Origin of the sequence: Paraburkholderia eburnea, assembly GCF_002917095.1 — a bacterium.
GTDB lineage: Bacteria > Pseudomonadota > Gammaproteobacteria > Burkholderiales > Burkholderiaceae > Paraburkholderia > Paraburkholderia eburnea.
In genome coordinates this window covers 118,361-132,052 of sequence record NZ_PQGA01000005.1, presented here as the reverse complement: position 1 = coordinate 132,052, position 13,692 = coordinate 118,361, and the positions used below count along the sequence as shown (strand labels likewise).

At 64.7% G+C, this 13,692-nt stretch carries 10 protein-coding genes; 7 read left to right on the top strand and 3 right to left on the bottom strand.

Annotation, left to right across the window (positions count from 1 at the left end):
- The first annotated feature begins 7 nt into the window (after positions 1-7).
- Complete coding sequence (mmsB, locus tag B0G62_RS12680) at positions 8-898, top strand: 3-hydroxyisobutyrate dehydrogenase (RefSeq protein ID WP_103704536.1); 891 nt, start codon at positions 8-10, stop codon at positions 896-898.
- A 59-nt stretch (positions 899-957) separates the two neighbouring features.
- Here mmsB and B0G62_RS12675 read toward each other — a convergent pair whose 3' ends face one another.
- A complete protein-coding gene (locus B0G62_RS12675) occupies positions 958-2,028 on the bottom strand; it encodes a phytoene/squalene synthase family protein (protein WP_103704535.1) in 1,071 nt (356 codons plus the stop codon).
- A 399-nt stretch (positions 2,029-2,427) separates the two neighbouring features.
- Between B0G62_RS12675 and B0G62_RS12670 the strand changes: the two genes are divergently transcribed.
- Positions 2,428-2,826 (top strand): hypothetical protein, encoded by a 399-nt coding sequence (locus B0G62_RS12670; RefSeq protein WP_103704534.1) that lies wholly within the window; start codon positions 2,428-2,430, stop codon positions 2,824-2,826.
- A 148-nt stretch (positions 2,827-2,974) separates the two neighbouring features.
- Positions 2,975-5,287, top strand: coding sequence for an outer membrane protein assembly factor BamA (gene bamA / locus B0G62_RS12665; RefSeq protein ID WP_103704533.1), 2,313 nt, complete (start codon positions 2,975-2,977; stop codon positions 5,285-5,287).
- 11 nt (positions 5,288-5,298) lie between these two features.
- Here the strand turns inward: bamA and B0G62_RS12660 are convergent, their stop codons facing one another.
- A complete protein-coding gene (locus tag B0G62_RS12660; protein ID WP_103704714.1) occupies positions 5,299-7,494 on the bottom strand; it encodes a TonB-dependent receptor in 2,196 nt (731 codons plus the stop codon).
- Between the two features lie 214 nt (positions 7,495-7,708).
- Entirely contained in the window at positions 7,709-8,659 is a 951-nt protein-coding gene (locus tag B0G62_RS12655) for a LysR substrate-binding domain-containing protein (protein ID WP_103704532.1), read from the bottom strand.
- 120 nt (positions 8,660-8,779) lie between these two features.
- Here B0G62_RS12655 and B0G62_RS12650 point away from each other — a divergent pair, with 120 nt between their 5' ends.
- From B0G62_RS12650 to B0G62_RS12635, 4 genes are all read left to right on the top strand, one after another.
- Positions 8,780-9,955 carry a M20 aminoacylase family protein gene (locus B0G62_RS12650; protein WP_103704531.1) on the top strand — a complete coding sequence of 392 codons (1,176 nt, stop codon included), beginning with the start codon at positions 8,780-8,782 and terminating at the stop codon, positions 9,953-9,955.
- 29 nt (positions 9,956-9,984) lie between these two features.
- Positions 9,985-11,322 (top strand): MFS transporter, encoded by a 1,338-nt coding sequence (locus B0G62_RS12645; protein WP_103704530.1) that lies wholly within the window; start codon positions 9,985-9,987, stop codon positions 11,320-11,322.
- 180 nt (positions 11,323-11,502) lie between these two features.
- Positions 11,503-11,844 (top strand): hypothetical protein, encoded by a 342-nt coding sequence (locus B0G62_RS12640; RefSeq protein ID WP_244193214.1) that lies wholly within the window; start codon positions 11,503-11,505, stop codon positions 11,842-11,844.
- A gap of 273 nt (positions 11,845-12,117) precedes the next feature.
- Complete coding sequence (locus tag B0G62_RS12635; RefSeq protein ID WP_103704529.1) at positions 12,118-13,692, top strand: efflux RND transporter periplasmic adaptor subunit; 1,575 nt, start codon at positions 12,118-12,120, stop codon at positions 13,690-13,692.

Below are 13,692 nucleotides of genomic sequence, written 5' to 3'. Positions count from 1 at the left end.
ACCGCTTATGAAAATAGGTTTCGTCGGGCTGGGCCATATGGGTGCGCCGATGGCGCTCAATCTGCTCAAGGCCGGGCACACGCTGAGTGTGTTCGATCTGAGCGAGCAGGCGATGCAGACGCTGGCCGATGCGGGCGCAACGAAAGCCGCGTCGCCCAAAGCGGCCGTGAGCGGCGCCGAGTGGGTCGTGACCATGCTGCCCGCCGCCGCGCACGTGCGCAGCGTGCTGACCGCGGAGGACGGCGTGCTGGCGGGCATCGCGAAGGGCGTGACGATCATCGATTCGAGCACGATCGATCCGGCGAGCGCGCGGGAATTCGGCAAGCTGGCGCAGGCGCATGGCAACCGCTTCGTGGATGCGCCGGTTTCGGGCGGCACGGGCGGCGCCACGGCCGGCACGCTCACCTTCATGGTGGGCGGCAGCGCGGAGCTTTACGAGAGCGTGAAGCCGGTGCTCTCGGGCATGGGCAAGAACATCGTCCATTGCGGCGACACGGGCACGGGGCAGGTCGCGAAGATCTGCAACAACCTCGTGCTGGGTGTGACGATGGCGGGCGTGGCAGAGGCGATGGCGCTGGGCGAGGCGCTCGGCATCGACGCGAAGGTGCTCGGCGGCATCATGAATACTTCGACGGGCCGCTGCTGGAGTTCGGACACCTATAACCCGTTTCCGGGCGTGATCGAAACGGCGCCTTCGACGCGCGGCTATACGGGCGGCTTCGGCACGGATCTCATGCTCAAGGATCTGGGCCTTGCCACCGATGCTGCGAAAAGCGCGCATCTTCCCGCGTTCATGGGGGCGATCGCACAGCAGCTCTATCAGGCGATGAGCAGTCAGGGTGACGGCAAGCTCGACTTCTCGGCGGTCATCAAGCTGTATCGCGGTACGAAGGGCTAGCGATTCAGCCTGAAGGAGGCGGCGCGGGCGGAACCCATTCCGCCCGCGCCGTTTTTGCTTCAGGCTTTTTCGATCGCGGCCATGCGTGCTTCGATGCGCGCGAGCAGGCGCTTGAACCACGCGTTGAGCAGCGTGTTGGACGTCGCCGCGAGCGTCGAGCACGCGAGGATGCGATAGACGTCGTTGCGCGTGAGCTTGGAGGGTCGCGCGGGATCGAGCCAGTCTTCGTTGGCGACCAGTTGCTCCAGCGTTTCGAGCCCGATCAGGATCGGCCACAGGCACGCAAGGCGCAGACGTATCGAAAGACGCGGCAGCGCAAACGCGTAGTCGATAGCCGCGCGGAAGTGATCGAGCGCGATGCGCACGAGGCCGAACATGAGTGGGCGCGCGCGCGCCGACGTGCCTGGCTGCAGCAGGTCCTGGGGCGTGAGCGCCGCCTGCGCGAGCATCGTCGCGGGCAGATAGCAGCGGCCGATGCGCAGATCCTTGCCGCAGTCGCGCAGCACGTTCACCATCTGCAGTGCCTTGCCGAAGCGCACGCCGCGCTGATACATGGTCTCGCGCAGCGCGGGCGCGAGCGTGCCCGGCAGATGCCTATAGGTCATCTTCGTCCAGAACTCGCCCACGCAGCCCGCCACCAGATACGTATAGCGGTCGAGCGCGTCCCAGGTGCCGAGCGCCGCCACCTGGCCCGAACGTTCGTCGGGGAAGGTGTTCAGATCGAATTCCATGCCCTCGGTGAGCGTCGTGACGATCTCGCGCACGGCCACGCGGTCGGCCTCGTCGAGTTGCGCGAGCACGTCGAGCGCGCCGCCGAGCGACTCCAGCAGCAGCTTTTCGTCCGATTGCGTCTGCTGGCCCGCGACTTCGCTGGCGATGCGGGTCAGGGCGTCGTCGTTCGCATTGCCGGTGCCGTTCACGCGCTCGCGAAACGCCAGCAGCAGCGCGAGGCGCTGGGCCGGCGGGATCAGCGAGGTGTCGGCGATGGTGTCGGCCGCGCGCGCGAGCAGATACGCCTCGCCCACGGGGTCGCGCATGGCGGCGGGCAGCACGCGCAGGGTGAGGTAGAACGAGCGGGAAACGCCTTTGAGCAAGGGGCCGAGCAGGAAGGCCCGGTTAGAATTCTGCATGTCGGTTGGGGCAGTGGAGCGGGCAATGATGCGGGCAACGTAACGGCAGCCGCATTGTAGCGTGGACGAGGGTACGGACCTTGCGTGACACGCGATCGACAGTCCGCTTTCGAGCCGATGCGTCCCCTTGTGCGTTTGTTCATCGACTCGTTTGCTCTCTGTCAGCGTTGGTAATCTATCTCATTACAGCGAATTTCGAATTCCGTTCGACGCCTGCGCGCGCAAAGCGCAAATGAAAGGCGGCACAGCCCCCGCTGGCCCGGATGATCGGGCGATTTCGCCCTTGCGCCGCGCCCGCCGCGCAATATTGATGAAAGTAATCAACGTAACGCGTGGGTAATGCCCCGGGCCGCCGCGCCCACTAGACTCCGCCGATGCTTTCGTCACGGAGTGCCGTTCATGTCCACGTCCACGTCACTTGCCATCGATTCGCTGCGCGGCTTCGAGCTGTCCGCGGACGGCCAGTATCTGATGGTCAACGGCAATCAGCCGGACAGCGTCGCGCTGCATTGCTCCGTCCTGCACGAGATGCTGGCCGCGCTGTCCAACGCCATCGGCCGCTCGGAGCGCATTCGCCACAAGACCGCGAGCGTGAAGTTCGCGATGCCGTGCGAGGCGTGGGAAGTGGGCCGCGAGAACGGCGCCGTGCAGCATCTCGTGGTGAGCTTTCGACTGCCCGGCGGCGCGGAACTCTCGTTCCGCCTGCACCCGGCGCAGGCCGCGCGTATGACCGAAGTGCTCTCGCTCGCAACCGGTCTCGCCAGGCCGTTGCGGCCCAGCGGGATACGCATGCAATAGCCCGGTCCATAACACGATGCACGCGTATTCGCGACGTGCGCCCAATTCGTCACGCGCTGGCGCGGCCCGCCGCGCCGCGTCTCTCGCGTCGCGCCGGTTCGCGCGGCGTATTCGTTTGTCTTCGCTGGCCTACTTCTCGACCTCCCGCATGACGGTTTCATCTTCTACGCGCTACGCTCGCGCGCTGACCTTCGCCGGCTTCGGACTCGGCATCGCGGCCGCCGCGCACGCCGCCGAGCCTTTCGTGGTCCAGGACATCCGCATCGACGGACTGGCGCGCATCGAGCCCGGCACCGTGTTCGCCTATCTGCCGATCAAGCAGGGCGATACCTTTACGGACGACAAGGCTTCCGACGCCATCCGCGCGCTCTATGCCACCGGCTTTTTCAGCGACGTGCGGATTTCCACCGAAGGCGGCACGGTCGTCGTGCAGGTGCAGGAGCGCCCGGCCATCGGCACGATCGACTTCGCGGGCATCCACGAATTCGACAAGGACAACCTTACCAAGGCGCTCGCCGCAGTGGGCCTGTCGCCGGGCCGCAGCTTCGACAAGGCGCTGGTGGACAAGTCCGAGCAGGAACTCAAGCGCCAGTATCTGACGCGCGGTTACTACGCCGCCGAAGTGACGACCACGGTTACGCCGATCGACCGCAACCGCGTGGGCCTGCTGTTTTCGGTGGTGGAAGGGCCGAGCGCGAAGATTCGCCAGGTCAACTTCATCGGCACCAAGGTGTTCAGCGAGAGCACCTTGCGCGACGAGATGCAGCTTTCCACGCCGAACTGGTTCTCGTGGTACACGAAGAACGATCTGTACTCCAAAGAAAAACTGACCGGCGATCTGGAGAACGTACGCTCGTACTATCTCGACCGCGGTTACCTGGAGTTCAACATCGATTCGACCCAGGTATCGCTGTCGCCCGACAAGAAGGACATGTACCTGACCATTTCGGTGCATGAGGGCGAGCCTTATACGATTTCCAGCGTCAATCTCGCGGGCAATCTGCTCGATCGCGAGGCGGAATTGAAGAAGATCGTCGGTGTGAAGGCCGGGCAGCGCTTTTCGGCGCAGAAGCTCAAGGACACCACCAAGGCGCTGGTCGACAAGCTTGGCGAATACGGCTACGCCTTTGCGACCGTCAACGCCGAGCCGCAGATCGACCAGGTCCATCACACCGTCGCGCTGACGCTGCAGGTCGATCCGAGCCGTCGCGTCTATGTGCGCCGCGTGAACGTGGTCGGCAATACGCGCACCCGCGACGAGGTCGTGCGCCGCGAGATGCGCCAGCTCGAAAGCTCGTGGTTCGATTCGAACCGTCTCGCGCTGTCGAAGGATCGCGTCAACCGCCTGGGCTATTTCACCGATGTCGACGTGAGCACCGTGCCCGTGGAAGGCACGCAGGACGAAGTGGACGTGGACGTGAAAGTGACCGAGAAGCCCACCGGCACGCTGTCGCTGGGCCTGGGCTACGGTTCGGGCGAAGGGCCGATCATTTCGGCGGGTATTTCGCAGGACAACGTGTTCGGCACGGGCAAGAGCCTGTCGCTGAACGTCAACACGGCGTCCACGTACCGCACGCTGTCGGTCACCCAGGTCGATCCGTATTTCACGGTGGACGGCATCAAGCGCATCACCGACGTCTATTACCGCACGACCGAGCCGCTCTACTATTCGAGCACGAACGACACGAGTTTCCGTATCGTTTCGTATGGCGCGGACATGAAGTTCGGCATTCCGTTCTCCGAGACCGACATGGTGTATTTCGGCCTCGGCATCGAGCAGGATCGCCTCGACATCGACTCGGAAACACCGCAGACCTACAAGGACTATGTGGCCGATTTCGGGCGCGTCTCGAACACGGTGCCGTTCACGGTGGGCTGGTCGCGCGACAATCGTGACAGCGCACTGGTGCCGAGCCGCGGTTACTTTGCGCAGGCCAACGCCGAAGTCGGCACGCCCGCCGGGACGGAGTACTACAAGGCCGATGCGCAAATGCAGTACTACTACTCATTCTCGCGCGGCTTCGTACTGGGCATGAACTTCCAGGGCGGCTACGGCAACGGACTGGGTGGCAAGCCGTACCCGATCTTCAAGAACTACTACGCGGGCGGTATCGGTTCGGTGCGCGGCTACGAGTCGGGCTCGCTGGGGCCGCGCGATGCGACCACCAACGACCCGATCGGCGGCTCGAAGATGGTGGTCGGCAATATCGAGCTGACCTTCCCGCTGCCGGGCACGGGCTACGACCGCACGCTGCGCGTGTTCACCTTCGTGGACGGCGGCAACGTCTGGGGCACCGAAGGCAGCAGCACGGGCGCGAACGGCCTGCGCTACAGCTACGGCGCCGGTCTCGAATGGATCTCGCCGATCGGCCCGCTCAAGCTCGACCTCGGTTTCCCGATCGTCAAGCACGCGGGCGACCAGTACCAGAAGTTCCAGTTCCAGATCGGCACGTCGTTCTAGACGAAAAACGTCTAGAAGTCGATCGTCGACGACAGCTCGACCGTGCGGCCCAGGCCCACGGCGATCTGGTTCGAACCGGCCGCGCTCCAGTAGCGCTTGTTGGTGGCGTTCTCCAGGTTGGCCTGTACGGACACGCGCTTGCCATGCACGCGCGTTTCATAGCGCAGGCCCGCCGTGAAGAGCGTATAGCCGCCGATCCACGCCTGGTTCGCGCCGTTCACCGCGCGCGGGCCGGTGTAGTAGAGGCCGCCGTTGACGGCCAGCCCCGTGAGCACGGGCACGCGGTACTCGGCGAACAGGCTCGCGGTGACGTGCGGCGTGTTCTCGGGCACCTTGCCGAGCAGTGTCGGATCGCTCGACTCGGTCGTTTTCGCATCGAGATACATCGCCGACGCCGACACCGATACATTGCGCACCGGCTCGCCCTGCACCGAGAATTCCAGGCCGCGATAGCGCGCCATGCCATCGAGCGTGTAGATGTTGGCGGTGTTGGTTTCCGCCGAAGGCTGTCGCAGATTGAAGAGCGCGAGCGAAACGAGCGTGTTGCCCGGCAGGCGCGTGCGCACGCCCACTTCTTCCTGGCGGCTCACGGCGGCGGGCAGGATCTGATACGCGTTCGCTGCGGTCGCGGGCGCGCTGCCCGGCGATTCGAGCGCTTCGACATAGCTCGCGTAGACGCTTGTATTGGGCGTCAGGCGATACGTGATGCTGCCCGAGGGCGACGTGCGATTGATGTTCTGGCTCGGCGTGCCGGCCTGCGAACCCGTGTACTGCGAGTAGCGCACCGCGCCCATCACCTGCAGGCGCGAGGTCAGATCGACCTGATCGAACAGATAAAGACCGCTATTGCGCACGTGCTGCGCGTAAAACGCCTTGCTGGTGGCGCTGCGCGTGAGTTTGGCGATGTCGACCGGATCGTAGAGATTTTGCGTCGCGGTGTACGTGTACGTCGTGAAATCCGGCTGGAACAGCCAGTTCTGCGTGCCGCCTACGGTGACCGTATGCGTGAACGGGCCGGTTTTGAAATCGCCGTTGACTTCGAGACGCACGTTCTTGTTCTCGTACATCTGGCCGTTCTGCTGGCTGCCCTGCAAGGTGCCCGTGCCGGTCGCCACGTTGTACTTCTGGAACACCCAGGCCCAGCGGTCGCGCCGCGTGATCGACTGGCCGATCGAGAAGTTCGCGCTCCAGTGGTCGTTGAACGCATAATCGGCGCGCACGATCTGCGAGGTCGCGCTCGCATAGGTCGGCCGGTTGTTGGGCACGAGCAGACGGCTCGGGTCGGGCATCGCGGGCAGCGTGATGACGCCGTTGACGGCAGCGAGCGGCGCGATGCCGGCCTGCTCGACGATCTTCGTTTCGATGTGTTCGAGGTCGTATTGCAGCTTGAGCTGGCTGTTCACGCGCCAGTCGAACGCCGCGCTCACGAACTTGCGATAGCCGCGGTCGCCTTCGATGGGCGTTTCGACGTGCTCGTCCATCGCGTTCACGCGCAGGCCGAACTGGTCGTCCGGGCCGAAGCGGCGCGCGATGTCCACGGCGGCGCCGATTGAGCCATTCGAATCGCCGAGCACGCTCAGGCTCGTCACGGGATCGCTGCCCGCGCGCTTCATCACCATGTTGACGATGCCCGCCGGCACCGTGAAGCCGTAGTAGAGCGCCGACGCGCCCTTGAGCACCTCCACGCGCTCCTTGTCTTCCATCGGCATCCAGATGTTGTTGTCGATGGGCAGCAGACCGTCGATGTAGAAGCTCGAACGGTTGTCGAGCGCGATGCCGCGCACGGACAGATTGTCGTAGGCGAGGCCGTTCAACTGCTGGCGCGAGACGCCCGCGACGTTGCGCACCGCGTCGAACAGACCGGTCGCGCCCTGGGCGTCCAGCAGGTCGCGCGTGACGACGTTCACGGTCGCGGCCACGTCGAGCGCGTCCTGGCCACGGTACTGACCGGTTTCCACGCTCTTCGGCGCGAAGCCCTGGGTCTTGCCGCTGGTGATCTTGATCGGGGCGAGCTGATCGCCCGGTTTGGCGTCGTTGGCCTTTGCATCGGCGGGCGTAACGCTGGCGTCCGGTTGCGCCTCGGCGGCCCGCGCGGGCAGTGCGGTAAATCCGCTCACGCCGATCACACCCGCCGCGAGCAACGCGCTGATCAGTCCTTTGCGGCGGCCAAGGTGGCGGCCAACCGGCTCCTGTGCGGCATACGACATCGAATCCAAACCCAAACCCCCGTTGTTTTCCGCAGACGCGCGAATCCGCCCGGCCTTCGCCGGTGTGGTGGCGAAGGGGCGGGATCATGCATCGCGGATCAAAGCTGTTTGAAAGTTCGCAATGATAATGCGAATGATTCGTATATGCGAATGTAATATTTAAAGCCGCGTCGGGCGTGGGGTCGCAACAACAGGGGGCAGACCGGGGGAGTCGTCAGATCAAGAGTTCGAGCGAGTGATAGAGCCGCCGCCGTTCCGGGTCCTGCGAGGCTTCGCCCGCCCGGATCGCGTCCTTGAGGCAGTCGAGAAAGCATTCGGCGGCAGCCGAAAGCGGCACGCCGCGCCGCGCGACCACGCTCACCACGGTGCGGTCCACCTCCTCCTGGAGCGTGAGCGCGCGCAGGTTCTCGCGCGCGAAGCGCGTCTCGACCAGCGGCCAGGGAAAGATGCTCACCATATCGGTGTTCATGATGAGGCCCATCGCCACCACGAACGAATGCGCGAGATGCACCGTGCGCGGCAGCGGCAGGCCGTGCCGGCGAAACACGTCGTCGGTGACCATTTCCTTGCTGGCCGGGTCCCAGTTGAGCAGCCATTCGCACTCCTGCAATTCCACCAGCGAATGCGCGTGCCCGAGCGGATGGTCTTTGCGCACGACCACGGCGGATTCGGTCGCGAAGATCGGCGTCTGCGAAAATTCGGTGTGCAGCGAGGCGAGCCCCGGTTTGCCGAGTGAAAAGTCGAGCGTGCCGTCGCGCAGGCGCGGCATCACGATATTAAGCAGTCCCTCGTAAAACTCCAGTTGCATGCCGGGCATCCGCTCGCGAAAGCGCGTGACCGCGTCGGGCAGGAAGGAGAGCGCGAGCCACGGCGTCACGCCGATCGAGAGCTTGCCGCCGCCGCTGCCGCGCCGTGCGTCGAGTTCGTCCTGGGCGCGCGTGAGCTGATGCACGATCGCCCGTGCATGCACGAGCAGCGCCTGGCCCGCTTCCGTAAAGGCGATGCCGTTGGCGTTGCGCATCACGAGCGCGATCTGCTGCTCGGCTTCCAGCTCGCGCACGGCCTTGGTGGCGGCGGCCGGCGAGATGCCGAGCGCGCGTGCCGCCGCACGGATGCTGCCGGTGTCGGCCATGGCGACGAGCGCCCGGAACTGGTGGACTTTCATGAGGGAAAACCCGGGTGAAAACCTGTGGTTGGCGAGCTAACCATTTTAGGTCTGTCGGCGAAAAGTCGGCGTCATTATCCTGTGTCATCCAGCAATTACTGCGCTTGAAGGAGACGACGGATGAACACGATGGCGATTCCCCCCGCAATCGCGGCGATCGAAGAGGAAATGATCGCGCTGCGCCATGCGATCCACGCCCACCCGGAACTCGGCTTCGAGGAATTCGTGACCAGCGATCTCGTCGCGGAAAAGCTCGCTGCATGGGGCTACGAGGTGCATCGCGGGCTGGGCGGCACGGGCGTCGTCGGCACGCTCAAGCTCGGCGATGGCACGCGCCGCCTGGGCCTGCGCGCCGACATGGACGCCTTGCCGATCCACGAAGCCACCGGCCTCGACTACGCGAGCCGCGTCCCCGGCAAGATGCACGCGTGCGGTCACGATGGCCACACGGCGATGCTGCTGGCCGCCGCCAAACATCTCGCGCAGTCGCGCGCATTCGACGGCACGCTACATCTGATTTTTCAGCCCGCCGAGGAAGGCCTGGGCGGCGCGAAGCGCATGCTCGATGAAGGGCTCTTCGAGCGCTTTCCCTGCGACGCGGTCTTCGCCATGCACAACATGCCAGGCTTCCCGACCGGCAAGCTCGGCTTTCGCGCGGGGCCATTCATGGCTTCGTCGGACACGGTCGTGATCGACATCGACGGGCGCGGCGGCCATGGCGCGGTGCCGCACAAGGCGATCGATCCCGTGGTGGTGTGCGCGAACGTCGTGCTCGCGCTGCAGACCATCGTGTCGCGCAACGTGTCGCCGCTCGACATGGCGATCGTGACTGTCGGCGCGATCCATGCGGGCGAGGCGCCCAACGTGATTCCGCAGACCGCGCAGATGAAGCTGTCGGTGCGCGCGTTGCGCCCCGACGTGCGCGATCTGCTCGAAGCGCGCATCACGGCACTCGTGCATGCGCAGGCGAGCGCCTATGGCGCGTCGGCGCGTATCGACTATCAGCGGCGCTATCCGGTGCTGGTGAACGACGCGCAGATGACGGCCTTCGCGCAGGACGTCGCGCGCGACTGGCTCGGCCAGGACGGTTTGATCGACGATCTCGATCCGCTCACCGGCAGCGAGGACTTCTCCTTCCTGCTCGAACATTGTGCGGGGAGCTATCTGATCATCGGCAATGGCGACGGCGAGGGCGGCTGCATGGTTCATAACCCCGGCTACGATTTCAACGACGACTGCCTCGCAACGGGCGCCGCGTACTGGGTGCAACTGGCCGAACGCTTTCTGAGCGCCTGACGCGCGTTTGCCCAAAGAGGAGACACACGATGAACGCCAGCACCCTGCACACCGATCCCGACGCCGCCGCGCCCGCTCCCGCGAGCGCATCGCGTGTTTCGCGCGCGAAGGCCATTGCCGCGATCACGCTCGGCAACGGCCTGGAGTTTTTCGACTTCACGGTCTATAGCTTCTTCGCGACGACCATCGGCACGCTGTTCTTTCCCGTGCACGGTGCGCTGAACCAGTTGCTGCTCGCCGTGGGCAGCTTCGGCGTGGGCTTCATCGTGCGGCCGATCGGCGGCGTGCTGATTGGCGCGTTCGCCGACCGCGCGGGCCGCAAGGCCGCCATGACACTTACGCTGTGGCTCATGGCGCTCGGTTCCGCGCTGATCGCGTTCGCGCCGACTTACGCGCAGATCGGCCTCGCCGCGCCTGCGCTGATCGTCTTCGCACGGCTCGTGCAGGGCTTCGCGGTGGGCGGCGAAGTCGGGGCCTCGACCGCGATGCTGCTCGAATACGCCGACGACGATTCGCGCGGTTTCTACGGCAGCTGGCAGTTCGTGAGCCAGGGGCTCAACGCGGTGTGCGGCGCGCTGCTGGGCGTGGCCCTGTCCGCCACGCTCTCGCCTGCGGCGCTGCATAGCTGGGGCTGGCGCGTGCCTTTCGTGATCGGCATGCTGGTGGTGCCGGTGGGCGTGTATATCCGCCGCCATCTGGACGAAACGCTGGCGCACGCCGAACCCGTCGATGCCGATACGCCGGTCGCCGTTGCGGCGCGCCCATTGCGCGAGATTTTCGCGCACCATCGCACGGCGCTCGTCGCGGGGGTGCTGACCACCATCGGCGGCACGGCGGCGAACTACATCGTGCTGTTCTATATGTCCACCTATGCGATCAAGATTCTCGGCTTGCCGATGTCGGTGGGCATGAGCGCGGCGCTCGTGGCGGCACTCGTGACGGCGGCGTGTTCGCCGTTCGCGGGCATGCTGTCCGACCGGTTCGGACGCAAGCCTGTGCTGGGCGTTTCGCGCGTGCTGCTGATCGCGGTGATTTATCCGGCGTTCCTGCTGATCCATTCGGTGCCCACGGTGCCGGCAGTGCTCGGTGTGGTCGCGGTGCTCGGCGCGATCGTCGCTTTCACGGCGGTGCCCAATATCGTCATGCTGCCCGAACTCTTTCCCCAGTCGATGCGCGTGACCGGCATGTCGATTGTCTATTGCGTGGGCGTGTCGATCTTTGGCGGCTTTGCGCAGTTCTTCGCGACCTGGCTGATTCAACTGTTCGGCAATCCGCTTGCGCCGGCGTGGTATCTGATCGGCTGCGGCGCGGTCTCGTTGATCGCGTTGCCGTGGATTCGCGAGCCGGCTGGACGTCCGCTCGACTGAAGCGGGGACGGCAATTCGGCATGGCTGGAGGCATCGCGTTCGTTAAATTGTGTGGCGCGGGCGATGATTTTTTGGCACGCGCCACGGGTTTCTTTACGCGGCGTTTGCATGCCGCTATCTAGAATCGAGCCATGTTCAACAACATGGCGCACCGGTTCTTCCGGCAAGCGTCCCGCTCACATGGCATCGCTCCTGCCGCATCAACTCGTTTCCTCTCCCAGGATTGCGCCGCGCGTGCCGCGCGCGGCGCCGGAGCAACAGCCCCGGCCGTCGCATCACGTCACCGTGCAGATGGTCGTGCGTGTCGCCATGCATGACGCACGGCTTGCGCGTTGTTTGTTGCATGGTCTGCTGGGCGATGCACTGGGTATCCATACGATAGATATCGACCATCGCCGCGAACTGGCCTGCCTGCATGTCGAGCTTGAACGCGCACGCGTGCCCGATGCGATGGCGCTGCTGATCCGCACATTGTCAGGCGCGGAGTTCGGCGCTATCCGCCGGCTGGATCGAAGCCGCTGAACGTCTTTCGTTGCAGCGGAAATTCGAATGTTTGCAATCCATATCTTTAAATTTATTGCTTTGAGCGCAACGCAAGATGCGATTGTTTCGACAAGCGTATTTAACCTTGACTAACAATAAGGATCGCTTTCTTTTAATGGGCACGGTGATCGTGCACTCTGAGGAAACGCAGTAAGATTTGCTCCGAGCTTGAGGCGGCGCAGCACGTCCTGTGTATCAGGATTCGCCTGGGGTTCGTCGGTCCAGCGTAGATCGTCGATAACGGAGAAAAGCATGACATGCGGATATAAAGTGGCACGGTTGTGCTTGTCCATGGGTTTGGCAATCGGGGCTGCTGCGTGCCACGATAAAACACCAGTTGCGTCAGCGCCCCCGCCGGCCAATGTCGATGTAATGGATGTCGCGCTGCGCGACGTGCCCGTTGTATTTGACTATGTCGGTCAGACAGAAAGCTCTCAACAAGTCGAAATACGCGCACGCGTAAGCGGTTTTCTGGAAAAGCGCGTCTATGAAGAAGGCTCGATGGTTCATCAAGGGGACGTCATGTTCCAGATGGACCGCAAGCCGTTCCAGGCCGCGCTCGACGCGGCGCGCGCCGAATACGCGCAACAGAAAGCACGGCTCGACACCGCACAGGCCAATCTCAATCGCGTCAAGCCGCTGGCGGCCAAGAACGCGTTGAGCCAGAAGGATCTCGACGATTCCATCGGCCAGCAGCAGGCCGCAGCGGCCGCGCTTGAACAGGCGCGCGCCAACGTCACGAGCGCGGAACTCAACCTCGGTTATACGACGATCACCGCGCCGGTCACGGGGCTGTCGAGTTTCGCGAAGAAGCAGGACGGCTCGTATATCGATGCGACCAACAGCCTGCTGACCTACGTCGCGAAGCTCGATCCCATGTGGGTCAACTTCTCGCTCTCGGAAAACGAGATGCTGAATCTGCGCACGCAGACGACCAACGGCACGCTCAAACTGCCGCAGATCGGCAAGCTGGAAGCCGACATTGTGCTGGCTGACGGCAGCACCTATCCGTATACCGGCCGTATCGCTTTTGCCGATGCTTCGTTGAGCGAACAGACCGGCACCTATCTGATACGCGCCGAAGTGCCGAACCCGAAGGGCACGTTGCGGCCCGGCCAGTTCGTACGCATCAAGCTACGCGGCGCCGATCGCGCGAATGCCATCGCCGTGCCGCAGAACGCCGTGATCCAGGGGCCGCGCGGGGCATACGTGTGGACCGTGGACAAGGACAACAAGGCGCAGCAGCGCTCGATCGAAACCGGCGAATGGAACGGTAACGACTGGGTCGTGAGTTCGGGCCTGCACGCGGGCGATCGTGTCGTGGTGGACAACACGCTCAGGTTAATGCCGGGTGCGCCGGTTAATCCGCATCTCGTGCAGGCACCTGCGCAGGCGGCTCAGGCGGGCGGTGCGGCGAGTGGTGCCGCCGCCCCGAATGGCGGCAATGCCGCTGCCGCATCCGGCAGCGCGAACGCCGGCGGCACGACTGCCAGCAGCGCTTCCGGGCCAACGCCGCTGTACTTCACGAGCGGCAGCGCGAGTCTCGACGCGCAATCGGCCACGGCGCTGGCGGCGGTGGCACAACGTCTCGCCGCGTCCCCCGCTACGCGCGTGGTGATCTCCGGCTACACCGATTCGACCGGCTCCGCCGCGCAGAACGAGCGGCTCGCGCACGCGCGCGCCGACACCGTGCGCTCGGCGCTGATCGTCGCGGGCGTGCAGGACGCGCGCATCGAAATGCGCAAGCCCGCGCGCGTGATCGCCTCCGACCCGGCTGACAAGTCCCGCCGCGTGGACGTGACCCTCTCGCCCGCAGCGGGAGGTTGA